Consider the following 23,943-nt stretch of genomic DNA (forward strand, 5'->3'; position numbering starts at 1 on the left):
AAATTCAAGTGTGGGAACGCCCTACAACTTGTCAATGGGACAGATAGAACTCGAAGGGAACGCTAATGCCGCTGACACCAGCAGACGTGCACAATGTCGCTTTTAGTAAGCCGCCGATCGGCAAGCGTGGCTACAACGAAGACGAGGTTGACCAGTTCCTCGATCTCGTCGAGGACACACTGGCTCAGCTGCAGGAAGAAAATGACGATCTGCGCCAGCACTCCGAAGAACTTGAGAAGTCTCCGAAGAGTGGCGTTGTTGCCGCTGGTGGCTCAGCTGCTTCCGTTGATGAGGCCGCCGTCCGCAAGGACGTAGAAGCGAAGATCCGCGCCGAGTACGACGCCAAGCTCACCGAGGCACGCAAATCGAATCAGACGGAGCTTGAGAAGGCCCGCTCTGAGGCTGAGGCGGCCCGCAAGGAAGCCGCCAAGGCCAAGGATGCAGCCACGGGGAACAACACCAAGTCCGGTGTTGATACCGCCGCCCTGCAGAAGGCTCAGGAAGAAGCCAAGGCCGCCCGCAAGGACGCCGAAGCCGCCAAGGCTGAGCTGCAGAAGGCTCAGGAAGAAGCCAAGGCCGCCCGCAAGGACGCCGAAGCCGCCAAGGCTGCAGCTTCCCAGAAGCCTGTTGCTGCTACCGCCGCCGTCGGCGCAGTCGGTGTCGCCAGCGCTGACACCCACATGCAGGCCGCCAAGGTCCTGGGCCTGGCCCAGGAGATGGCTGACCGCCTGACCACTGAGGCGCAGGCTGAGTCCCGGTCCATGCTGGATGAGGCCCGCAACGCCGCCGAGAAGCAGCTGAACGAGGCTGACACCCGCGCCAAGACCCTGGTTTCCGAGGCTGAGGCGCAGTCCCAGAAGCAGCTCTCCGAGGCTGACACCCAGGCCAAGAACACCGTCGACAGTGCGAACACCCAAGCCAAGAACACCATCGACGAGGCTAACTCCCGCGCCGAGGCACAGATCCGTCAAGCTGAGGAGAAGGCCGCTGCCCTGCAGGCCGACGCCGAGCGTAAGCACAACGAGATCATGTCCACGGTCAAGCGTCAGCAGACCGCCCTGGAGACCCGCATCTCCGAGCTGCGTGTCTTCGAGCGCGAGTACCGCACCCGCCTGAAGACCCTGCTGCAGAGCCAGCTCGACGAGCTCGACAGCCGTGGTTCCTCTGCTCCGCAGGGTGAGCCGGAGCGCCAGAACTAAGTTCTGAGACCACCTCCACCGCACTCCCTCGCAGCCCCTCACCGGGTAGCGGGGGAGTGCGGTGTTTTTCTTCATAGTGATTCCGAAACTTCCGAATCGGTGCGCTACACTTGGCAGCTGTAACGTCCCGGCTGATTGATCCTGGGGGCGTCCACGCGAAGATCCGGCCATCACCGGGGAGCATCCGGAAGAACAGTCGCCGATCGGTGACCCAGTAGAGCCGGACGGGTAGGACCGTGACATACCTTCGCCACACAATGAAGTGGGATGAGCGTACTTTCCGGTGCGCTCATCCAAGCAGGGTGGTACCGCGCGTCCCCAGTTGGGGATGGCGCCCCTGCAGTCCGTCGTTGTGGGTGAATAGAAGGAGTTGTCGACGCCAATGAGCGAATCCGTAGGTGGGGTCTACCCGAAGGTGGACCTGTCTGGTGGGTCTACCCGATTCCCCGAAATGGAGGAAAACGTCCTCAAGTTCTGGGATGAGGACGAGACCTTCCAAGCTTCGATTAAGCAGCGTGAAGGCTGCGAGGAGTACGTCTTCTATGACGGCCCGCCCTTTGCCAACGGCCTGCCGCACTACGGCCACCTGCTGACCGGCTATGTCAAGGACATCGTCCCCCGTTTCAAGACGATGCGCGGCTACCACGTGCCCCGCGTCTTCGGTTGGGACACCCACGGTCTTCCCGCCGAGCTTGAGGCCGAGAAGCAGCTGGGTATCAAGGACAAGGGCGAGATCGAGCAGATGGGTCTGGCCAAGTTCAACGAGTACTGTGCCTCCTCTGTCCTCCAGTACACCAAAGAATGGGAGGAATACGTCACCCGACAGGCTCGCTGGGTGGACTTTGAGAACGGTTACAAGACCATGGACCTGTCCTACATGGAATCCGTGATCTGGGCCTTCAAGCAGCTCTATGACAAGGGCCTGATCTACCAGGGTTTCCGCGTGCTGCCCTATTCCTGGGCCGAGCACACTCCGCTGTCGAACCAGGAGACCCGCCTGGATGACTCCTATAAGATGCGCCAGGATCCGACCCTGACCGTGACGATGCCGGTCACCGGTGCTGATGCCGGAACCGCCGCCGAGGCAACTCTCGCCGCGCACCCGGAACTTTCCGACGCCGCCTTCATCGCCTGGACCACCACCCCCTGGACCCTGCCCTCCAACCTGGCGTTAGCGGTCAACCCTGCGGTTGATTACGCCGCCGTGAAGGTGGGCGAGTCCGGGGTGGCTGAGTTCGCGGGCCAGACCCTGATCATGGCCGATGCTCTCCGAGGGGCGCATGCCAAGGAACTGGGCGAAGACGCCGAGGTGCTGCTCACCCTCCCCGGTGCCGAGCTCGCCGGCTTCACCTACCAGCCGGTTTTCGACTACTTCGCCGAAGAAGCCGAGAACAACGCCTTCCGCGTGCTGCTGGCCGACTACGTCACCACCGAGGACGGCACCGGTGTCGTCCACCAGGCTCCGGCTTTCGGTGAGGACGATATGGCCATCTGCAAGGCTAATGGCATCGGCGTGGTCATCCCTGTCGACATGGACGGCAAGTTCACCAGCCTGGTCCCGGACTATGCCGGGCTGCTGGTCTTCGACGCGAACAAGGACATCATCAAGGACCTCAAGGCGGCGGGTCGGGTTGTCCGCCACGCCACCATCGAGCACTCCTACCCGCACTCCTGGCGTTCCGGTGAGCCGCTGATCTACATGGCGCTGCCTTCCTGGTTCGTCGATGTGGTATCCATCCGCGACCGCATGGTCGAGCTCAACCACACCGAGATCGAGTGGATGCCGGGCCACGTCCGCGACGGTCAGTTCGGCAAATGGCTGGAAGGTGCCCGCGACTGGAACATCTCCCGTTCCCGCTACTGGGGATCCCCGATCCCGGCCTGGGTCTCCGATAATGACGAGTACCCGCGCGTAGACGTCTACGGCTCCCTCGAGGAACTCGAGGCTGACTTCGGTGTCCGCCCGAAGTCGCTGCACCGCCCCGACATCGATGAACTGACCCGACCGAACCCGGATGATCCGACCGGAAAATCCACCATGCGCCGGGTCACCGACGTCCTTGACGTCTGGTTCGACTCCGGCTCCATGCCGTTCGCGCAGTTCCACTACCCCTTTGAGAACAAAGAGTGGTTCGAGGATCACGCCCCGGCGGACTTCATCGTCGAATACATCGGCCAGACCCGCGGCTGGTTCTACCTGCTGCACGTACTTTCAGTGGCGCTGTTTGACCGTCCCGCCTTCAAGAAGGTCGTGGCCCACGGCATCGTATTGGGCGATGACGGTCAGAAGATGTCCAAGTCCAAGGGAAACTATCCCAACGTCAACGAGGTTTTTGACCGGGATGGCTCCGATGCCATGCGATGGTTCCTGATGAGCTCCCCGATCTTGCGCGGCGGCAACCTGGTCGTCACCGAGCAGGGCATCCGTGAGGGGGTCCGCCAGGCACTGTTGCCGATGTGGAACGCCTACACCTTCCTGCAGCTCTACTCCTCCAAGCCAGCACAATGGTCCGTGGACTCCACCAATGTCCTCGACCGCTACATCCTGGCCAAGTTGCACGACCTGGTGGCCGATGTCTCAGAGGCCCTGGACAACACCGATATTTCCCGTGCCTGCGATGAAGTGCGTAGCTTCTCCGATGCCCTGACCAACTGGTATGTGCGTCGTTCCCGTGACCGTTTCTGGGCGGGCGATGACGAGCACCCGGAGGCCTTCAACACCCTCTACACCGTGCTGGAGACCCTGACCCGGGTGGCGGCACCGCTGCTGCCTTACCTCGCGGAGGTCATCTGGCGCGGACTGACCGGTGGCCGCTCGGTCCACCTGACCGACTACCCGGAGGCCGCTGCCATCCCGGCCGATTCCGACCTGGTTGCCGCCATGGACGCCATCCGTGGTGTCTGCTCGGCCGCTTCTTCGGTGCGCAAGGCCCACAAGTTGCGCAACCGACTGCCGTTGCCGAAGTTGACCGTGGCGCTGCCTGATTCCGCCAAGCTGGCCGAATTCGCCGATATCATCCGCGATGAGGTCAACGTCAAGGAGATCGAGCTGACCGATGACGTGGACTCGGTGGGTACTTTCGAGGTCGTCGTCAACGCCAAGGTCGCCGGACCGCGTTTGGGCCGCGACGTCCAGAAGGTCATCAAGGCGGTGAAATCCGGCAACTACACCCGAGAAGGTGAGACCGTGATCGCCGATGGCATCGAGCTGCAGACCGGTGAGTTCAGCGAGCGACTGGTTGCCGCGAACCCGGACTCAACCGCCCAGATCGACGGCGAAGACGGCCTGGTCGTCCTTGACATGACCCTGAGCGAGGAACTCGAGGCCGAGGGTTGGGCCGCCGATGCCATCCGTGGCCTACAGGACGCCCGCAAGGCCTCCGGTTTCGAGGTGTCTGACCGGATCAGCGTCAAGCTCTCGGTCCCGGCTGAAAAGCGCGAGTGGGCTAATCTGCACGCCGCTCACATCGCCGCTGAGGTGCTCGCGACCGAATTTGAGATCCTTGAGGAGGACCTCGGTGTGAAGGCACACGAGGTCCTCAAGGGCGTCACGGCGACCGTGACGAAGCGGTCCTAGACAGCGCCCAGCTCCGACCTGATCTGGCGGTGATTGGATGGGGATTGAACCTGATCGGACCCCCGTCAGGTGGTTCCCACCCCGCCCGGCCCGTGTCCGGGCATCGGACCAGACGTCCGTTGCGCGGTCGGGTCGGGTCATCGTCATTCCGGGCGTTATGCGTGGCGCAGGCCGCGACGAGGTTGGATAGATTCGTCTGCCCACCCCGGGCCCAGGACTGAATATGGTGGATCTGGCAGGTGGCTGCGGTATGCGTGCAGTCCGGGTCAGTGCACAGCAGCTGATCGAGTGAGATCAGCGCCCGTTGCTTATCACTGGCGATACGCCGGATGCGGAACAGATCCACTGGTTGCGCCTCCTTGTCGTAGACCAGACATAGGCCATAGGGGGCGAGCTTTTGCGCCGCATATTCCGCAGCGGTGATCAACGTTCCGTTGGTCGTGGCGAAGGTCCCGTCGCCACGACCGTTCAGGTCATCCATGGTCATCAATACTGCGGGCTGCAGCCAATGGGAGCCGGGGTCGGCGCCACCGGCCCGGGTCATCAGGGCGTCAGCCATGGCCTGCTGGTGGCTCAGCTCCCGGTTTGAGGTACGCAGCTGCTGGGCCCGGGTGTGTAGTGAGCGCACCAGCGTCGACATATCAGCCTCGGGCAGACATACCGTGGCGTAACGCATCCCGCGGGCATCAGTCGACCCGGAGGCGCGGAAGTAGCGGCGGGTGGGGGCGGGTGCGGCGTCGACACCCTGGTTGATCTCGCGGATCCGGGCATTGGCCATGGTCTTCACCGCATCGACGCCCATGCCACCGGCCTTGGCCACCAACTCTGCGCGAAGCTGCTCCCGGCTCAGCGGAGCTCCCGGCAACCGGTGGCGCAGCGCGGAGTTGATCACCAGGAGGACATCGATGCTCAGCTCGGAGGTCTCGGCGTGGGCGACGGTGGCGTCGCGAAGCAGCTTTTCCCCGGCCGGCGCCAGTGGGCCGAAGAGTTCGCGGGCGAGGTTGAGCCACCGCCCCGCCGTGGCACCGGGAACAGCGAAGCGATCTGCGATCAGCTGCCGGGCCCGCGCACTGCCGCGGGTCAGCGAGTGGCAGTAACGCGCCAGCTCCACACCCCGGGTGGCCACGGCGGCCAGCAACTCATCAATTCCCATGCCCCGGAGGTTAACGGCCCCGACCCCCGGGAACAGTCGCGTCACCGGCCCCGACACGGAAACTGTGGAACACCGGAGTTCTCCACAGCTGTTGTCTGGCCCGGTTTGACGGGCCGCTAAACTCGCGGACATGAACAACCGAGTGCTTTCTCCGGCGGTCATGGTCATCTCCGGGGTTTCGCTCTACGCCGGTGCCGCCATCGCGGTGGGACTGTTCAACATCTTCCCGCCGGTGCTCGTCGCCTGGTTCCGTATCGCCGCCGCCGCGGTGATCCTCATTGTGCTCAACCGACCTCAGCTGCGGGACTTCATCGGCCAGGCCGGTTTCCGGGCGGCGGTGTACGGCATCGTCACCCTGGGTATGAACATGACCTTCTATGAGGCGATCGCCCGGCTGCCCATGGGCACCGCAGTGGCCATCGAATTCCTCGGCCCCATCTTGGTGGCAGCCTGGGGGTCGCGTTCAGCGCGTGACTGGGCCGCGCTGGCACTGGCCGGGATCGGTGTGCTGGTGATCTCGGGGGCGAGTTGGTCCAGCTCGGCGGACGGCATTCTCTTCGCTCTGCTCGCCGGTGGTCTGTGGGCGGCCTATATTGTCGTCGGATCCCGGATCTCGGGTGATGTGGCCACCTCGCGTTCCTCGATGGCCACGGGTTTCTTCTGGGCGGCGGTGGTGATGCTGCCCCTGATGCTGTGGCTGTGGCCGGCCACCGTCGAGATGCCGCCAATGCAGGTGCTGGGTCTGGCCGCCGGTCTGGGACTGCTTTCCGCGGCGATACCCTATAGCCTCGATCAGATTGTGCTGCGGATGGCGGGCTCGACCTATTTCGCGCTGCTGCAGGCGATCCTCCCGTTGGTCGCGGCGGTGATCGGGGCGCTGGCACTGGGACAGTGGCTGTCCCCGGCGGAAACAGCGGGAATCGGGTTAGTGGTTGTGGCCGTCGCATTGCGAAAGCCTTGACCTTCACACAGTGGTAGGCGGTGTACTCAAGGGTATGAACACGACATTGATTGCCGCCCTCGCCGCCCCCGAGCCCTCGACGCGCCTTCGGGCCGCCCTCGCCGCCGGCACCCATCCGGATCCCGGCTACCTGAAACCGCTGGTGCAGCGCTTCGCCGTCGAACCGGACTTCTTCGTCCGGGACATGCTCACCTGGGCCCTGACCCGACTGCCCGCACAGCTCACAGTTCCGGTGCTGCTCGAGCAGCTGGCAGACCCCCGCCCCCGGGCACGGAGCCAGGCACTGCACACCCTGTCCAAGATCAAGGACCCGGCAACCTGGCCTGCGCTGCACACCGGGCTATTACACGACCCCGACGTAGAAGTAGCCTCGACCGCCTGGCGATCCGCACTGGCGGTGGTCCCGGCGGGGGAGACCACCTGGCTCGCCGGGGAACTAGCCCGGGAGTTGGGGCAGGGCACCCCGGAGATCCAACGTAGCCTCAGCCGGGTGCTGGCGGAACTGGGGGAGGCCGCGGAGCCGATCATCCTGCGCCACCGGGAGCACCCGGATCCGGCGGTGAAGGCCCACGCCCAGGCGACTTGGCAGCTGTTGTCGGACCCGGACGCTGACTTCCTCGCCGATCTCGAAGCCGCGAAGCGGGTTGCCGCCTTGGGGCCGAACCTCGACAATTAGGACATGTTGATCGGAGAGATCGCCCACCGCACCGGTGTCAGTGCCCGGATGCTGCGCCACTATGAATCCCTCGGGCTGCTGGAACCTTCCGGGCGCACCTCAGGCGGATACCGAGAGTATGGGGAAGCGGACCTACGCCGGATCTTCCACATAGAGAGCCTGCGCACTTTAGGAATGTCCCTGCAGGAGGTCAAGGGAGCACTGGAGGATCCGGGTTTTAATCCGCAGCACCTGGTCGCCGAGCTGATCTCTGATACCCGGCAACGGTTGCTGCGGGAGCGGGAACTGCTCTCCCGGTTGCGGGCGGTACAGGCAGCGGGCGCACCGGATTGGGAGACGGTGCTCGGTGTCATTGAACTGCTGCAGGGGCTGCGTTCCCCGGAGCCAGCCCAGCGGCAGAACGCCGCACTCTCAGTCGGGGGTCAGGCGGCCCCACCGGCAGTGGCGCTGGCGGAGTCGGCCCTGCGGGAGGGCAATCTCAACGTTGCCGGTGCCCTGAGCTGGGCGGTGCTCCAGGCTGGGGAGCCGGCACTGGTGGCCGTTGCCCGAGGGCTGGATTCTCGTGATGTCGAGATCCGGCGTCGGGCGGTGCGGATCCTCGCTGAGTCTGGTCAACGCCTGCCCGGGCTATTCCAGGCGTTGCAGGACACTGATCCGGAGGTCCGTTCCTTGGCCGCACTCGCCCTGGCACAGCAGGCCGATCCGCGGGCGATCCCGGAGCTTTTGGCCATGCTCCTCGAGGGAAACTCCGATGTCACTGCCGCCGAAGCGCTGGCCACCATCGTCCGTGGTGACCTGGCCACGAGGACACCGCTGATCGGGCAATTTCATCGGGAGCTGCGGGAGCGCCCACCGGGGGATCCGGCCCGGGCCCGACTGACCCAGGCGTTGGCTGAGTTCCCCGGTGCGGAGGTCGCCGAGATCCTCCGCGAACTACAGACGGACACCAACCGGCAGGTGGCGCTGACGGCGACCGCGATACTGAAGATCCAGGGTGAACAGATACGCTGAGGGGTGATGGAACGCTGGGTACTACACATTGACATGGACGCGTTTTTCGCATCTGTGGAGCAGCTGACCCGTCCTACGCTGAAGGGCCGCCCGGTGCTGGTCGGCGGGGGCAGCGGCCGTGGTGTCGTCGCCGGGGCCTCCTATGAAGCCCGGAAATTCGGTGCCCGTTCCGCGATGCCCATGCATCAGGCCAAGGCACTGGTGGGTTTTGGTGCGGTGGTGGTCACTCCCCGCCATGCGGTCTATTCCACCGCCTCACGCCGGGTCTTTGAGATCGTTGCCAGGGAAGCCGGGGTGATTGAGCAGCTCAGCATTGACGAGGCTTTCCTGGAACCCGGAGAACTGGTCGGCGCTACTCCAGCGGAGGTCACCGACTGGGCGCATCATCTGCGGGCGGTGATCCGGGAGGAAACCGGATTGCCTTCCTCGATCGGGGCGGGCAGTGGTAAGCAGTACGCCAAGATCGGCTCGGGTGAGGCGAAACCGGATGGGGTGTTCGTTCTGCCGCGGGCAGATCAGGACAGGGTGCTCGGGCCGATGCCGGTGGAAGCCCTCTGGGGAGTGGGCCCGGTGACCAAGACCAAGCTGAATCAACTCGGTGTGGTGACGATCGCTGATCTGGCGGCACTTTCGCGCAAGGAAGTGGAGATCAGCCTGGGATCGACCATCGGTCTGGGGCTATGGCGGCTGGCCCATGGGGAGGATGACCGTCCAGTGGAACCACGCGCCGAGGCCAAGCAGATCTCCTCGGAACACACCTATCCGGTGGATCTGCAGGCCCGGGGGCAGGTCGATGCCGCGATCACCCGCGCCGGGGAGGAGGCACATCGCCGGCTGCTTCGCGACGGCCGAGGCGCCCGGACGGTCAGCGTCAAACTCCGGATGGCGGACTTCCGCATCGAGTCCCGTTCGCTCACGCTGCCCTATGCCACCGATGAGCTGGGCACGCTGATGGCCACCGCCTTCCGGTTGGTACGTTATCCGGAGGAACTCGGGCCGATCCGGCTGGTGGGGGTGTCTTTCTCCGGGTTGGAGGAGGCGCGGCAGAATATCCTCTTCCCGGAACTGGATCAGCAGGTGGTGGTGCCTCCGCCGCCGGACAGTGACTATGAGTCCGGGGTGCGCGCCAACCCCCAACCGGAACCTGAATCTGAGATCAGCGAGGTGGCGCCGGGCTGGCGAGCGACCCAGGATGTGTGGCATCCGGAGTTCGGGCACGGCTGGGTGCAGGGCGCCGGGCATGGGGTGGTGTCGGTCCGCTTCGAAACCCGCACCACTACCCGGGGGCTCACCCGATCCTTCAAGGCAGATGATGCGGAGCTACAACCCGCAGATCCGGTCGACAGCCTTGACTGGGATTAGAGTTCGGGCTCCTCATCACGGGCCCGCAGCACCAACCAGTACAACAAGGTAGCCAGCAGGATCAGCGGCGGGAAGACGAAGGCCAGACCTGCAGCGATCAGCGCGATCAACAAAAGCCAGGGTTCCCGGGCACCACGCCGATACGCGGAGATCGAGACGAAGATGATCACCGCCACCACCAGATAGGGGGCAGCCTGCTGGTAGATCTCGGTGAGGAGGGCCATTAGAACACCCGTGCCGGATCAACCTGGGCGGCCAACGCCACGGCCAACAGCATCCGGGCCTGGCCCGGGCGGTAGTGGGCGGAACCCACCGCACCCTTGGCCGCGAGGGTGGCACCGCCGCCAGCCCCGCCATAGGAACCGTGCACCTCACCATTAGGCACGCGGGTGCTGATGACCACCGGAATCCCGGCATCTAGAGCTTCGCCTAAAGCTGCGCCCAGCTCGGAGCCGACATTTCCGGCGCCGAGTCCGGCGACCACCAGCCCCCGGGCTCCACTGGCCAGGGCGGCCGCCACCTGGGTGCGTGGGGCGCCGGGCCAGGCGGCGATGATGTCCACCCGGGCGTCGAAAAGCGGTACCGGGCGGGGGAGCGGCGCCGGGCGAGGATGATCTGCCGGGGCGGTGGTGGCGAAACCCGCCAGCGCGCTGGTGTGTACTTTGCGGGCCCCGCGGGCCGGGAGGACCGCATGGCCGAAAACGATCAGCACGCCGAGGCCACGGGCGGCGGGATCGGTGGCGACGACCGCCGCCTCGAAGAGGTTTTCCGGACCGTCGCCCCCCGCGGCGTCGAAGGGCAGCTGCGAACCGGTGAAGACCACCGGGCGGGGGTCGGTGTGGAAGGCATCTACCGCAACCGCCGTCTCCTCCATCGTGTCGGTGCCGTGGGTGACCACCACCGCGGTCACCGTCGGATCCTGGAGGGCGGTGTGCACCGCAGCGATGACCTCATCCACATCCTCGAGGGTCATCGATGAGGAATCCAGCCGGTTCAGCTCCCTGACCTGGAAGGAGGTGGTGGCGGGATCGAAGCGGGTGGACAGTCCTGCCACCAGTTCCCGGCCGCTGACCGTCGGAATGAGGGCGCCCTCCGGCCCCTGGGTGCAGGCGATGGTGCCGCCGGTGGTCAGGACCATGATCTTCGCGGGGTTGACTGCGGTGGAAGAACTCATGTGCCCCAGAATGCCATAGCGCTGAGCTTCCTCGATTCATAGCGTGTAGTATCACTGTGATCCATCGGCGCCGACTATTGCCGTAGGCAATCCCAGACTTGAACGGGCGTCGAGAACGCGAGGAGAAAAGTGAAGCTTTCCAAGATCACCGCCGCCACCGCAGTCCTGGTAGCCGGGCTTTCCCTGGTTGCCTGCGGTAGCGGAGAAGAGAACACCGACACCACCAGCTCCACCACCGCAGCGCAGTCCTCCGAGACCGCCGCCGCCCCCGAACTGCCCAGTGCTGTCGATCTCAACGAGATCATTGCGGTTGCCTCCGATCCGAACCTGACGATCGAGCAGAAGGTCCACACCGTCCAAGGCGGTGAGACCGCACCGGAGCTCTTCGAGACCATGGCTGCCTCCAAGCAGGATTCCGGCGCAGACTTTCAGGTTGTCGACCCGGTGCTGCCTGGCTTCACCCCGGACTCCGTCCTGGCGACCGTGAACTTCAGCCTCCCGGACCGTGACCCGCAGGTCGCCGAGAATGTCGAGTTCATCTACGAGGATGACTCCTGGAAGCTCTCCCAATCCTGGGCCTGCTCCCTGATCACTAACACCGTTGACCCTTCCCAGGTGCCGGAGATGTGCCTGGCGCAGACCCCGGTGGAGGAAGCTCCTGCCGGGGAAATCCCGGTGGAGGAAGCTCCGGTCCAGTAGCTCGGTAATTACTCGCGCGGCTGGAGAGTCAACATCCGGCCGCGTTCGTGCTTTTCCCAGCGGCGTCGGATCCACCGGTCATGGGTGGCCAGAATCAAGGTTCCGGGGAAGCTCAGCAGGGCCTGCTCCAATTCCTCTGCCAGCGCCAGGGACAGATGGTTGGTCGGCTCATCCAGCAGCAGCAGGTCTGGCGGGCTGGCCAGGATCAGTCCCAGTGACACACGACGACGCTGCCCCAGGGAAAGCTCCCCGATAGGACGCTCGACGGTTTCGCGGTCCAACAGTCCCATCTCCACCAGATCAGGGGTTGCGGACTGTTTCAGCGCCGAGGCGTAGATATCGGCGGCACTGCGGCTCAGATCCGGCCAGTGATCATCCTGTGCCAGCCGGGCGATGCTCAATTCCTCCGGCACCAGTAACTCGCCGTCAGTGGTCGCCAGCTCAGCGCTGAGCACCAGGAGGAAGGTGGACTTACCGGTGCCGTTTGGCCCCTGGATCAGCAGGTGCTCCCCGGGCTGCAATTTCAGGCTGAGGGGACTCAGCCGCCCTGCGACGGTAATCTCCTTGGCCACCACCGCTGGCACCCCCAGCGCGGTGAGCTCCGGGTGCGGTGGGATGCCGTGGAAACGCAGCCGCTCCGGAGGGGCGGGGATTTCCGAACGCTCCAGCGCCTCAAGCCGGTTACGGGCCGAACGCAGTCGGTTACCCAGGGTTTTGGCCGCCCGGTCACCGTAGAATTTCTTCGTGATCTTCGCCTCGGACTTGCTCTCTGTGGAGTGGAAGATATCAGCTTCCCCCTGCCCGGTCTGGCCTTCGAGGCGCTCGCGCTCGAATTCTTGGGCGGCGAAGTCACTGGCCCAGCGGCGGCGGGCATCCTCACGGGTAGCTAGGTACTCGGAGAACGCTCCTCCGTAGACCGCTCCCTGACGCAGGGGATCACCGGCCCCACCCTCCGGACCGAGTGCGGGATCCAGATCGACGAGACCGTCGACCGCCTCATCGAGGAAGTGGCGGTCATGGCTGGCCACCAACACCGGACCGGGGAAAGAGCGGAGTTCTCCGATGAGGAAGTCCACCGCGTCATCATCAAGGTGGTTGGTGGGCTCATCGAGGACCAGTGCATCCACTGGCCGAAGCAGCAGCGCTGCCAGCGCGAATCGTCGACGCTGACCGCCGGACATTTCACCGAGAGTGGTGGCGGGATCAAGCTGTGCCAGCCCGAGTCCCGCCAGGACCGTGGCGATCCGGGAATCAAGTTCCCAGACCCCGGCCTCCTCCGCCCGGGCCAGCGCATTATCGAAGGCGTCAGCCGCGCCCGGTGCCTCCAGATCAGCGGCCAGCTCCTCGATCTGGCTCTCAATGGCGCGCAGTTCGGCGACCGCCTGATCAATCAGGGCACTGGCCGGTGAATCGAAGGAAAGTTCCGTCTCCTGGGAGATGAAACCGGTGGTCGGGGGAGTGGTGATCTCCCCGAGATCGGGCTCCAGATACCCGGCGATCAGCTGTAGGAGCGTGGACTTGCCGGCACCATTCTCGCCGATCAACCCGATGACCTTGGTGGCGGGAACGGTGAAGCTGATGTCGGTGAGTACCCGACGGCCGGGGTAGGAGAAGCTGAGGCCGTCGAGCTTGAGGTGGTGAGATGCAGAACTAGGCATGAAAAAAGATCCTTCAATCTACGGCCGGGCACGCCAAGATGAGGAGTCACGCCATAAGATATCAGCGCGCTCGAATTGGGGCCACGGGCCGGAACTGTCCGGTGAATGAGGGCTGCGGAATCAGTGAAGGATCTTCATGGTGGATCAGCTTAGCGCAGAAACTCAGCCAAAGTCGAGCGTCGAATAGGAATCCTGCACCACCTGGATCTCAGAATCCCCACTTCCGTAGATCACGCGGGTGGTGAAATCGACCCGTCCGGCCACCGGCAGTGGCTTGCTCAGGTCAATGCTCAGGGACCCGGAGCTGGAAGTGTTGGAGTTGAGCACATTGAGGGTGCCGGCTTCACCTGCCGCCACTCCTTCCTGGCCTTCCAGGGAGAGCGCGCCCAGGGCTGGCCGCTGAGAGACGCTGACACCGAGTTCCAACTGTTCCCCGGCGACCTCGTTGAGGGTATAGGTGGTGGTCTGGAGCAGCGTGGCCTCGCCGGTGACCCGGCTGTCCACACTCCAGATCGCGCCCGGGCCGATCGGCTCATCGGGAAAGACCACCGGCAGGGAGAGCATCTTCATCAGCGCCGATTCGGCGGTCTGCCGGCCGATGTCGGTGGCATCCACCGGTGCGGCCAGCTGCACGGTGGTGGTCTGGCCGTTGTTATTGCTGCGCATCCCCAGCGTGAACCCGGCGGCAGTGGCCAGATCCTCATTCAAGGTGGCGTCACTGTGGGTGGGGGTGCCCAGCCGTAGTTCCACACTGCGGTCCGCCACCAATTCAATCTCGTTCTCAGGTTCCCCGGCAACCATGGTCTCCGCACTCAGCGGCAGGGTCACGGTGTCCACCTCGGCACCCTGAAAATCACCGGCAGCTGGCGCGGCGACATCGACGGCTTCGGCGGTGGCTACGGTCTGGTTGAAACCTTGGGAGACGGTGAGGGTGGTGTCACTGCTTTCGGTGGCGAGGTCATTGAACTCCAACAGCCGTCCGGGGCGTTGACCGGTGTCCTGAACCATCACTCGCGCGGGGTCAACGGCCAGGGCAACAGCCTGTTCGACCTCGGCTCCGGTGTTTTCTTCCTCAGTGCCACAGGCGCTGAGGAAGAGGGCGGAGGCGGTGAGCACCACAGTCAGTGAGCGGGTGAGGCTCCGGCGTGAAGGATGGTGATCGGGGCGGAAAATCGGGTTGAGGCGCACAGAATCCAAGATACCGTGCCGGTACCCGGGTGGAGTTTTGCGGTGTCGATGGGGAATGATGGGATCGTGCGAATTAAAGGTAGGAGCTTTATCCCGATGATGGCTCTGGTGGTTATCATCACCGCGATCATCGATCAGATCACCAAAACCATCATGCTCAACTGGCTGGAACCGGGAGAACCGGTGGGGGTCATCGGTGATTGGTTCCGTTTCTACCTCCTCTTCAACCCCGGCGCGGCCTTCTCCATGGGAGCGGGGTCAACCTGGCTGTTCACCTGCATCCAGATTGTCTTCATTCTCGGCGTGGCCATCTATTCCCCCCGCGTGACTGACCGCTGGGTCGGCTTCGGCCTGGCGCTGATCGCCGGTGGCGCCGCCGGAAATCTCCTTGACCGCCTCTTCCGCGAACCACAGTTCTTCCTCGGCCATGTCGTGGATTTCATTTCGGTGGGGAACTTCGCGGTATTCAATATCGCCGACAGCGCTATCACCGTCGGTGTCATCGTCTTCGTGATCGCCATGTTCTCCGAGGAGATCCGCGAGTCCCGTAAGGAGCGTGCGGAGCATGAGACCGCTGCCGTTGAAACAACCGAGGGAGGTATCCGATGAGCCGTGATTCACGAACCCTGCATGTGCCCGAGGGATTAGAGGGCATGCGTGTCGACGCCGCGCTGGCCAAGCTGCTCGGCTTCTCCCGCACCGTCGCCGCTGATCTCGCCACCGCCGGTGATGTCGAGGTCAATGGTGTTGCCGTGGGTAAATCAGAGCGACTGACCGCCGGTTCCTGGCTGGATGTGCTCCTTCCGGAGCCCGAAGTACCTCTTCTGCCCAAGGTCGAATTGATCGAGGGCATGAACATCCTCTACTCCGATAATGATCTCATCGTGGTGGATAAGCCGGTCGGGGTGGCCGCCCACCCGACTGTTGGGTGGGATGGTCCGAGTGTGATCGGTGGCTTGGCCGCCGCCGGTTTCCGGATCTCCACCTCCGGCCCACCGGAGCGCAAGGGCATCGTTCACCGCCTGGATGTGGGCACCTCTGGGGCCATGGTGGTCGCGGCCTCCGAGCGCGGCTACACCGTGCTCAAGAATGCTTTCCGGGACCGAACCGTGAAAAAGACCTACCACGCCCTGGTACAGGGCCACCCGGACCCTTTCAGCGGAACCATTGATGCCCCGATCGGCCGCCACCCTTCCGCTGGCTGGCGTTTCGCGGTCACCTCGGAGGGCAAGTCAGCCGTCACCCACTACGAGACCATTGAGGCTTTCCGTGAGGCAACCCTCCTGCGCGTGCACCTCGAAACCGGCCGTACCCACCAGATCCGCGTCCACATGTCCTCGATCCACCACCCCTGCTGCGGTGACCCGATGTATGGCTCGAACCCGGAGCTGGCCAAGCGACTCGGCCTGATCCGGCAATGGCTGCATGCCGAGACGCTCGGCTTTCACCACCCGGTGGGCGGCCGCTGGATGGAGGTCAGCTCACCCTATCCGGCAGATCTCGCGCATGCCCTGGAGGTGCTGCGCGGGTGAGTGTGGATACCTGGCGCAAGGTGATCGCAGCGGTCAGCCTGATCGGATTGGTGGCTGTGGTGCTCGCACTTTCCCAATCGGACCGGACCTCCAAGCCGATGAACATCAACGGCGATATGCTGGGGCAGGATGTCTCGGAAACCCTGGGGGACTACCGGGACCGGGCCGCAGAATCTTTGGCGGAAGCGCCTTCCGATCAGGCGGCTTTCGGTCTGATCACTTTCACTGAGCCGAGCACTCCCGCCGAGGCCGCAGTGATGCTGACGGAGCTGCGACGCGTCAATGCCATGGTGATGCTCTCTGCCGCTCCGATGGAGATCCCGGAGCCGGTGGTGGGCGAGACCCGGGAAGATGTGTTCAACCGTGAGATCGACCGGGTGGACCACAGTCTGGCCGGGATCGGTGAGATCACCGCACCCCGAGAAATTGATGCGGTGGTGGCCTGGGATAACGGTGATGCCTTCCGCAGTATTTCAGGGGAGGACTCCGTGCTGGCTGTCGAGGTGCTTCCCGCCGATGCCTCCTGGGGCCGCTTCGGGGTGCGACCGGTGGGACTGGTCGACGGCTAAGCCGGCGGTACCCGTTTCTGCTGGCGTCGCTGGCGTACCAGGTCAAAGAGATAGATGGCCACTGCAGTCCAGATGATGAGGAAACCACCCCAACGGCCGGGCTCGATGGTCTCGCTGACCACGAAGACCGCCCAGAGCATCTGCATGGTGGGGGTGAGGTACTGCAGCATGCCGATGGTCGAGAGCGGCAGCCTTCGGGCTCCGATGCCGAAGCACAGCAGTGGAACGGCGGTGATCAGCCCGGAGCCGATCAGCAAGGCGATGTGGGTGGGCCCCTCAGTGAGGAAGGTGCCTTCACCGGAGGATTCCAGCCAGAAGATATAGCCCAGTGCGAAGGGCATGAGCACCAGGGTCTCCGCGGTCAGTGAGCCGACCGCGGAGATCTTCACCTGCTTCTTGATCGCCCCGTAGATACCGAAGGTCAGTGTCAGGGAAAGCGCCAGAATCGGCAGCTGGCCACCGAGGAAAGTCAAGAAAATAACGCCGAGAGCAGCGATCGCCACCGCGATAACCTGGTTGCGACGCAGTCGCTCGCCGAAGAAGAGCATGCCCAGTACCACGCTGAACAGTGGGTTGATGAAGTAGCCTAGGGCGGCATCAGAGACATGGGCACTGTTGACTGCGATGATGTAGATCAGCCAGTTGAGGGCGATCAACACGCCAGCCAGGCACATCCACGCCCAGCTCCGGGCACCGGCTTTCCGGAGCTCACCCCATCCCTTGGAGAGCGTGACCACGACAATCATGATGATTCCGGCCCATACCACGCGGTGTGCCAGAATCTCGACCGGTCCCGCAGGTAGCAGCAGCGGAAAGAAGGCGGGCATGATGCCCCAGATCAGATATGCCAGAACCCCGTAGACCATAGCTGTGAACCTTACTCTCACCAGCGTCGGAGCTGGGGAGTGTGGCGGGTAAAGGCATTACCATTCTCGGGTCGCGGAGTGTCCTTTTCAAACGTATCCTCGCTGGTGTGACAAACTTGCGGAATCTGGAACCGCCTATCTGGCTGAGTGAATGGCTCGAGACAGCCAACCCCTCCGTCGATCTCTTTCACCAGGGGGCCTGGGTCAACCGTTCCGCGATGGAGGATGAGCTACGTCGGCAGGGATTTGAGCACCGGATCCTGGGGGATTGGATCACCCGCACCCAACTCTTTGAGCTGGCGGGGTGGGCGCAGGAATCCCGGGAGGGCGCGCTGACCCTGCTGTGGAACAGTCTGGCCTGGGCTGAGGGGCGGGCCAACCGCAACAACCGTCGCCGGATCCGGGTCGTTGCGGCGGACCAAGAGCGCATCGCGGATGTGCTCATCGCTGCGGCCCGGCTCTCACACATCGACGGAGCAACGGCGTATACCCGGCTGCTTCACGGCATCCGCAGCCCCGAGATCCCGACCGTAGGTGCCGCGGTGTTTAGCAAGTACCTCTATTTCTGTGGTGGCGGTCGCGTTGGGCACCAATGCCTGATCCTGGACCGTCACATCGCCGATGGATTGGTGGAGGCTGGCTGGGAGGGGATGCGCCGTAGCAATTGGTCGGCTGCGGAGTACACGGAATACCTCGATCTCCTCGAGTCCTGGCGGGTCACACTCACCCCGGAGCATCCCCGGCTGCGGGTGGATCTGATTGAGCGGGCACTGGCGGAGCACGGTGCTGACCTGCGGACACCGATGTAATTTACCTTGCCCCGGGGGAGGGCTAGACTTGCCCGCATGGCCAAGAATTCCTCCTTCGTGCATCTTCACAACCACACCGAATTTTCCATGCTTGACGGCATGGCCAAGGTGGATCTACTCGCTGAAGAGGTCGCGCGGCAGGACATGCCGGCGGTGGGTATCACCGATCACGGCAACATGTTCGGCTCGGACGCCTTCTACAAGAAGATGACCCAAGCCGGGGTCAAACCGATCATCGGTATTGAGGCGTATCTGGCACCGGAATCCCGCTTCAATAAGAAGCGCATCCGTTGGGGTGAGCCCTACCAGAAATCTGATGATGTCTCCGCTTCCGGCGCGTACCTCCACCAGACCATGTTGGCGGAGAACGCCACCGGGCTGCGTAACCTCTTCTACCTGTCCTCCATGGCCTCCTATGAGGGGCAGCTGGGTAAATGGCCCCGCATGGACGCCGAGATCATCGCCGAGCACGCTGACGGCATCATCGCCACCACAGGTTGTCCCTCCGGTGATGTCCAGACCCGGCTCCGGCTGGGACAGTTTGATGAGGCCCTGGAAGCCGCCGCCATGTGGCAGGACATCTATGGCCGGGACAACTACTTCCTGGAGCTGATGGACCACGGCCTGGAAATTGAGAACCGGGTGCGCAGTGAGCTCCTCGAGATCGGGCGCAAGCTTGACCTCCCGCCGCTGGTGACCAATGACTGCCACTATGTGTTGGAGTCCCAGGCCAAGGCACATGAGGCCATGCTCTGTGTGCAGACCGGCAAGACCCTGCACGATCCGGATCGTTTCAAATTCGATGGCTCCGGCTACTACATCAAGACCTCTGCGCAGATGCGGGAGATCTGGGATGAGACTGTCCCGGATGGCTGTGACAACACCCTGTGGATCGCCGAACGCGTGCAGGACTATAGCGAGATCTGGGAGGCTCACCCGCATGACCGGATGCCGGTCGCAGATGTGCCGGAGGGATATACCCCAACCACCTGGCTGATGCATGAGGTCATGGTGGGCCTCAAGGAACGCTTCAATGGTGGGGAAATCCCCCAGGAGTACGTTGACCGTGCCGAGTATGAGGTCTCGGTCATCGACATGAAGGGCTATCCCTCCTACTTCCTCATCGTCGCCGAGATCATCAGGCATGCGCGTTCCATTGGTATCTGGGTGGGGCCCGGTCGTGGATCCGCAGCTGGTGCATTGGTGGCCTATGCGCTGACTGTCACCAATATCGATCCGATTGAACATGGTCTGCTCTTCGAGCGATTCCTCAACCCGGAACGTCCCTCCGCACCGGATATTGATATCGACTTTGATGATCGCCGACGTGGCGAAATGATCCGCTACGCCGCGGAGCGCTGGGGTGAGGACAAGATCGCTCAGGTGATCACCTTCGGTACGGTCAAGACCAAACAGGCGATCAAGGACTCGGCGAAAGTGCAGTATGGTCAGCCGGGTTTCCAAATGGCAGACCGGATCACCAAGGAGCTGCCGCCGCCGATCATGGCCAAGGATATTCCGCTCTCCGGCATCACTGACCCTACTCATGAGCGCTATGGTGAGGCGGCAAATGTGCGGGCTCTCATTGAGTCCGACGCCGATGTGGCCAAGATCTATGAGACCGCCCGCGGTTTGGAGGGAGTGGTCCGCCAGGCGGGTGTGCATGCCTGTGCCGTGATCATGTCCTCGGTGCCGTTGCTGGACCACATCCCGATGTGGAAGCGCCCCGCCGACGGCGCGCTGATCACCGGCTGGGATTACCCGGCCTGCGAGGCCATTGGTCTGCTGAAGATGGACTTCCTGGGTCTTCGAAACCTCACCGTCATCGGCGATGCCATCGAGAACATCAAGATGAACCGGGGTGAGGAACTCGACCTGGAGAACCTCGACATTGTCGACCCTTCGACCTACCAACTTCTGGGTCGTGGCGACACCCTCGGCGTGTTCCAGCTCGATGGTGGCGGAATGCAGGAACTGCTCAAGCGGATGCAGCCCACCGGCTTCAATGACATTGTCGCCGCCCTGGCGCTTTACCGCCCCGGCCCAATGGGTGTGAACGCCCACCTGGATTATGCCGACCGTAAGAACGGCCGCAAGCCGATCACCCCGATCCACCCGGAGCTGGAGGGACCGCTCCAGGAGATTCTCGAGGAGACCTATGGTCTGATTGTGTATCAGGAGCAGATCATGAGGATCTCGCAGAAGGTGGCCAATTACACGGCTGGTCAGGCAGATGGTTTCCGTAAGGCCATGGGTAAGAAGAAGCCCGAGGTGCTGGAGAAGGAATTCGTGGCCTTCGAGGCCGGGATGCAGGACAATGGTTTTTCCAAGGAAGCCATCAAGACACTGTGGGATACGATCCTGCCCTTCGCCGGTTATGCTTTCAACAAGTCCCACGCCGCGGGTTATGGCTTGGTGTCCTTTTGGACGGCCTACCTCAAGGCGCACTTCGCCCCGGAGTACATGGCCGCGCTGCTGACTTCGGTCGCCGATAAGAAAGACAAGTCCGCGATCTATCTTTCTGACTGCCGTCATCTGGGAATCCGGGTGCTTTCACCGGATGTCAATGAGTCCCATAATGATTTCATGGCCGTCGGCGTTGATATCCGCTTCGGCCTGGGGGCCATCCGCAACGTGGGCTCCGAAGTGGTGGAGTCCATTGTGGCGACGCGGGGGGAGAAGGGGAGGTTCACGGACTTCTCGGACTACCTGGACAAGATCGACACGCTGCCCTGCAATAAGCGCATCACGGAATCCCTGATCAAGGCCGGTGCCTTTGATTCGCTGGAGCATCCGCGCAAGGGGTTGATGCTGATCCATGAGGATGCGGTGGATTCGGTGATCACCACCAAGAAGGCCGCTGATAAGGGCCAGTTCGACCTCTTCGCCGCCCTGGGTGGCGAGTCCTCGGAAGTCGCGAACAATGCCTTCGCGCTGAGCATCCCGGATGAGAAGTGGGACCGCAAGCATGAGCTCGCCCTGGAGCGGGAGATGCTGGGCCTCTACGTTTCCGGCCATCCCCTCGATGGATTCGAGGAGGCGCTGAATATGCAGACCGATACCGCGTTGACCACCATCCTCGGTGGCGAGCTCCGCCATGGTACCGAGGTCACCATCGGTGGCATCATTTCGGGCGTGGACCGTCGTTTCTCCAAAAAGGATGGCTCACCCTGGGCCATTGTCACGGTGGAAGACCACAATGGTGCCTCGGTGGAACTGTTGGTCTTCAATAAGGTCTATGCCCTGGTGTCCGCCCAAATTGTCGAGGACAACATCATTCTGGCGAAGGCACATGTTTCGATCCGTGATGATCGGATGAGCTTGTTCTGTGATGACATGCGGATTCCTGAGTTGGGACCGGGCCACGGTGCGGGCCTGCCGCTGCGTCTGTCGATGCGTACCGACCAGTGCACCCCGATCAACATCAAGAAGCTCAAGGATGTGCTGTTGGCCAACAACGGCGATTCTGAGGTCTACCTCAACCTCGTTAACGGGGAGGAATCCACGGTGATGATCCTGGGCGAGCATCTCCGGGTGAAACGTTCGGCTTCCCTGATGGGTGATCTCAAGGCGACGCTGGGGCAGGCAATTCTCGGTTAGCCCGTAGCTTATCGACGCCGCGGTGGTGCGGGCACCACCATCTGTACCGTGCGGTACGCACTCTTCCGGGCGCAAGAGCGTAGGGGTATTGCAGACATGAGCCGGGTCGGATCGCTACAATAGACCACACAGTCTAGATCAAGACGTCCGGAGCCCCGGGAACGACGACCAACCAGGCTGCGTACATTCGACCGAAAGGGAGCATCTTGACCGACCATATCCGCACCACCCACGTGGGTTCGCTGCCGCGTACCCCCGAACTGCTGGACGCCAACCTCAAGCGCGCGAACGGCGAAATCAATGACGAGCAGTTCTTCGCCATTCTCGAGAAGGCCGTCGACGACGTGGTGAAGCGCCAGCTCGAACTGGGCCTGGACATCATCAACGAGGGTGAGTACGGCCACATCACCTCCGGTGCCATCGACTTCGGTGCCTGGTGGAACTACACCTTCACCCGCTTGGGCGGACTGACCATGACCGATGAGGATCGTTGGGCCAACCAGGAGAAGGTCCGTTCCACCCCGGGCAACATCCAACTGACCTCCTTCGCGGACCGCCGCGACCGTGAAGCCTTCGCCGAGGCCTACAATGACCCGGACTCCGGTATTTTCACCGGCCGCGCCAAGGTGGGCAACCCGAAGTTCAGCGGCCCGGTGACCTATATCGGTCAGCAGGAGGTTGACACCGACGTCAAGCTGCTCTCCGACGCGCTCAAGAACAACGGGGCGCAGGCTGGCTTCGTCGCCGCCATCTCACCCGGTTCCGCCGCCCGTCTGAAGAACGAGTACTACGAGACCGAGACCGAGCTGGTCCAGGCCTGCGCCGCTGCTCTGCACCACGAGTACAAGGCCATCACCGATGCCGGTCTGACCGTGCAGATCGATGCCCCGGACCTGGCTGAGGCCTGGGACCAGATCAACCCGGAGCCGAGCATCGAGGATTACCGCGCTTGGCTCTCGATCCGGATTGACGCCATCAATCAGGCTGTCAAGGGCCTGCCCAAGGATCAGACCCGTCTGCACATTTGTTGGGGTTCCTGGCACGGCCCGCACACCACTGATGTTCCCTTCGGTGACATCCTCGAGGAGGTGCTGCGCGCCGAGGTCGGTGGCTTCACCTTTGAGGGTGCCTCCCCGCGCCACGCCCATGAGTGGCGTGTCTGGCAGGAGCACAAGCTGCCCGAGGGTTCCCTGATCTACCCGGGTGTCGTCTCTCACTCCATGAATGCTGTCGAGCATCCGCGTCTGGTCGCCGACCGTATCATCCAGTTTGCAGAGGTCGTTGGCCCGGAGAATGTCGTTGCCTCCACCGACTGTGGCTTGGGTGGCCGCCTGAACCACCAGATCGCCTGGGCGAAGCTGGAATCCCTGGTCGAGGGTGCCCGCATCGCCACCAAGGAACTGTTCTAGTTTCTTAAAGCCAAGGAAGGCGGGGACACGGTGAAAACCGTGTCCCCGCCTTCCTTGCATTCCGGGGCTGGAATGAGAGTTAGGGGTTGATGCCGAACTGGCCCAGGAAACCACGAACCTGGTCGGCGCCACCTGGGACGACCTTGACATAAGCGGCCATGGCGGTGGCGACTGCGGTGCTAATGCTGAAGACAGCCTCGAGGCCCAGGAAGACCCATTCCAATTCCTCGGTCATTGACAGGGAACCGAGCGCAACCTCTTCTTCTACTTCTCCGCACTCGGCTTCCTCTTCGGTCTCGACAACTTCGCAGTCCTCTTCTTCCGCAGGAACCGGTGCCTCGGTGGTCGGTGCCTCAGCGGTGACGGAGGAATCGGAGCTCAGTCCGCTGGATTGGGCTTGAGCGGGGGCCACCAGAGCCATGGTGGTGGTGGCTGCAGCGATGAGTGCAATCGAGATGCGGCGACGGGTCACAGGGACTCCTTTGTTGGAATGGGCCAAA

General features: G+C 63.2%; 20 protein-coding genes. 13 read left to right on the forward strand and 7 right to left on the reverse strand.

The genetic code is table 11. From position 1 onward, the window contains the following. The first annotated feature begins 65 nt into the window (after positions 1-65). Entirely contained in the window at positions 66-1,199 is a 1,134-nt protein-coding gene (locus ACTU46_RS01480; protein ID WP_443378246.1) for a DivIVA domain-containing protein, read from the forward strand. A gap of 382 nt (positions 1,200-1,581) precedes the next feature. Beyond that, the gene (ileS, locus tag ACTU46_RS01485; protein WP_443378248.1) at positions 1,582-4,776 is read left to right on the forward strand and encodes an isoleucine--tRNA ligase; all 3,195 of its coding nucleotides are present in this window, start codon (positions 1,582-1,584) and stop codon (positions 4,774-4,776) included. On the opposite strand, the gene ACTU46_RS01490 is transcribed toward ileS, so the two are convergent. Beyond that, positions 4,748-5,929, reverse strand: a complete 1,182-nt coding sequence (locus tag ACTU46_RS01490; protein WP_443378250.1) for an HNH endonuclease signature motif containing protein — start codon at positions 5,927-5,929, stop codon at positions 4,748-4,750. The genes ileS and ACTU46_RS01490 overlap by 29 nt on opposite strands. Positions 5,930-6,059: 130 nt before the next feature. Between ACTU46_RS01490 and ACTU46_RS01495 the strand changes: the two genes are divergently transcribed. From ACTU46_RS01495 to ACTU46_RS01510, 4 genes are read left to right on the forward strand one after another with little or no spacing between them, the layout of a single operon-like run. Then, positions 6,060-6,890 (forward strand): EamA family transporter, encoded by an 831-nt coding sequence (locus tag ACTU46_RS01495; RefSeq protein WP_443378252.1) that lies wholly within the window; start codon positions 6,060-6,062, stop codon positions 6,888-6,890. Between the two features lie 34 nt (positions 6,891-6,924). Next, the gene (locus ACTU46_RS01500) at positions 6,925-7,566 is read left to right on the forward strand and encodes a HEAT repeat domain-containing protein (RefSeq protein ID WP_443378254.1); all 642 of its coding nucleotides are present in this window, start codon (positions 6,925-6,927) and stop codon (positions 7,564-7,566) included. A 3-nt stretch (positions 7,567-7,569) separates the two neighbouring features. Then, complete coding sequence (locus tag ACTU46_RS01505) at positions 7,570-8,577, forward strand: HEAT repeat domain-containing protein (RefSeq protein ID WP_443378255.1); 1,008 nt, start codon at positions 7,570-7,572, stop codon at positions 8,575-8,577. 6 nt (positions 8,578-8,583) lie between these two features. After that, positions 8,584-9,939 (forward strand): DNA polymerase IV, encoded by a 1,356-nt coding sequence (locus tag ACTU46_RS01510; RefSeq protein ID WP_443378257.1) that lies wholly within the window; start codon positions 8,584-8,586, stop codon positions 9,937-9,939. On the opposite strand, the gene ACTU46_RS01515 is transcribed toward ACTU46_RS01510, so the two are convergent. Both ACTU46_RS01515 and ACTU46_RS01520 read right to left on the reverse strand, forming a co-directional pair. Next, complete coding sequence (locus tag ACTU46_RS01515; RefSeq protein ID WP_443378259.1) at positions 9,936-10,163, reverse strand: hypothetical protein; 228 nt, start codon at positions 10,161-10,163, stop codon at positions 9,936-9,938. The genes ACTU46_RS01510 and ACTU46_RS01515 overlap by 4 nt on opposite strands. Continuing rightward, positions 10,163-11,113: an asparaginase gene (locus ACTU46_RS01520; protein WP_443378261.1), complete on the reverse strand. Its 951-nt coding sequence runs from the start codon at positions 11,111-11,113 to the stop codon at positions 10,163-10,165. The genes ACTU46_RS01515 and ACTU46_RS01520 overlap by 1 nt, the downstream gene beginning before the upstream one ends. Before the next feature lie 129 nt (positions 11,114-11,242). Here ACTU46_RS01520 and ACTU46_RS01525 point away from each other — a divergent pair, with 129 nt between their 5' ends. Continuing rightward, entirely contained in the window at positions 11,243-11,812 is a 570-nt protein-coding gene (locus ACTU46_RS01525) for a hypothetical protein (RefSeq protein WP_443378263.1), read from the forward strand. 8 nt (positions 11,813-11,820) lie between these two features. On the opposite strand, the gene ACTU46_RS01530 is transcribed toward ACTU46_RS01525, so the two are convergent. Together ACTU46_RS01530 and ACTU46_RS01535 are read right to left on the reverse strand one after the other, a co-directional pair. Beyond that, positions 11,821-13,470 (reverse strand): ABC-F family ATP-binding cassette domain-containing protein, encoded by a 1,650-nt coding sequence (locus ACTU46_RS01530; protein WP_443378265.1) that lies wholly within the window; start codon positions 13,468-13,470, stop codon positions 11,821-11,823. 162 nt (positions 13,471-13,632) lie between these two features. Beyond that, positions 13,633-14,658 carry a hypothetical protein gene (locus tag ACTU46_RS01535; protein ID WP_443378267.1) on the reverse strand — a complete coding sequence of 342 codons (1,026 nt, stop codon included), beginning with the start codon at positions 14,656-14,658 and terminating at the stop codon, positions 13,633-13,635. Positions 14,659-14,754: 96 nt separating this feature from the next. Here ACTU46_RS01535 and lspA point away from each other — a divergent pair, with 96 nt between their 5' ends. The 3 genes from lspA to ACTU46_RS01550 are packed head-to-tail and all read left to right on the forward strand — an operon-like array spanning position 14,755 to position 16,759. Next, positions 14,755-15,267, forward strand: coding sequence for a signal peptidase II (lspA, locus tag ACTU46_RS01540; RefSeq protein WP_443378269.1), 513 nt, complete (start codon positions 14,755-14,757; stop codon positions 15,265-15,267). Next, positions 15,264-16,190, forward strand: coding sequence for an RluA family pseudouridine synthase (locus ACTU46_RS01545; protein WP_443378271.1), 927 nt, complete (start codon positions 15,264-15,266; stop codon positions 16,188-16,190). Before lspA ends, ACTU46_RS01545 begins: the two co-directional genes overlap by 4 nt. Next, positions 16,187-16,759, forward strand: coding sequence for a hypothetical protein (locus tag ACTU46_RS01550; RefSeq protein WP_443378273.1), 573 nt, complete (start codon positions 16,187-16,189; stop codon positions 16,757-16,759). The genes ACTU46_RS01545 and ACTU46_RS01550 overlap by 4 nt, the downstream gene beginning before the upstream one ends. Here the strand turns inward: ACTU46_RS01550 and rarD are convergent. Then, positions 16,756-17,625 (reverse strand): EamA family transporter RarD, encoded by an 870-nt coding sequence (gene rarD, locus ACTU46_RS01555; protein WP_443378274.1) that lies wholly within the window; start codon positions 17,623-17,625, stop codon positions 16,756-16,758. The two genes, ACTU46_RS01550 and rarD, sit on opposite strands and share 4 nt — an antisense overlap. A 107-nt stretch (positions 17,626-17,732) precedes the next feature. On the opposite strand from rarD, the gene ACTU46_RS01560 reads away from it, so the two are divergent. From ACTU46_RS01560 to ACTU46_RS01570, 3 genes are all read left to right on the forward strand, one after another. Beyond that, positions 17,733-18,434 carry an 8-oxoguanine DNA glycosylase OGG fold protein gene (locus tag ACTU46_RS01560; RefSeq protein ID WP_443378276.1) on the forward strand — a complete coding sequence of 234 codons (702 nt, stop codon included), beginning with the start codon at positions 17,733-17,735 and terminating at the stop codon, positions 18,432-18,434. Between the two features lie 36 nt (positions 18,435-18,470). Next, the gene (gene dnaE, locus ACTU46_RS01565; RefSeq protein ID WP_443378278.1) at positions 18,471-22,034 is read left to right on the forward strand and encodes a DNA polymerase III subunit alpha; all 3,564 of its coding nucleotides are present in this window, start codon (positions 18,471-18,473) and stop codon (positions 22,032-22,034) included. Positions 22,035-22,237: 203 nt separating this feature from the next. Further along, positions 22,238-23,443, forward strand: a complete 1,206-nt coding sequence (locus ACTU46_RS01570) for a cobalamin-independent methionine synthase II family protein (RefSeq protein WP_443379380.1) — start codon at positions 22,238-22,240, stop codon at positions 23,441-23,443. A gap of 79 nt (positions 23,444-23,522) precedes the next feature. On the opposite strand, the gene ACTU46_RS01575 is transcribed toward ACTU46_RS01570, so the two are convergent. After that, entirely contained in the window at positions 23,523-23,915 is a 393-nt protein-coding gene (locus ACTU46_RS01575) for a hypothetical protein (protein ID WP_443378280.1), read from the reverse strand. Between the last annotated feature and the right edge of the window lie 28 nt (positions 23,916-23,943).

Source organism: Corynebacterium sp. A21, assembly GCF_052266655.1.
Lineage (GTDB): Bacteria > Actinomycetota > Actinomycetes > Mycobacteriales > Mycobacteriaceae > Corynebacterium.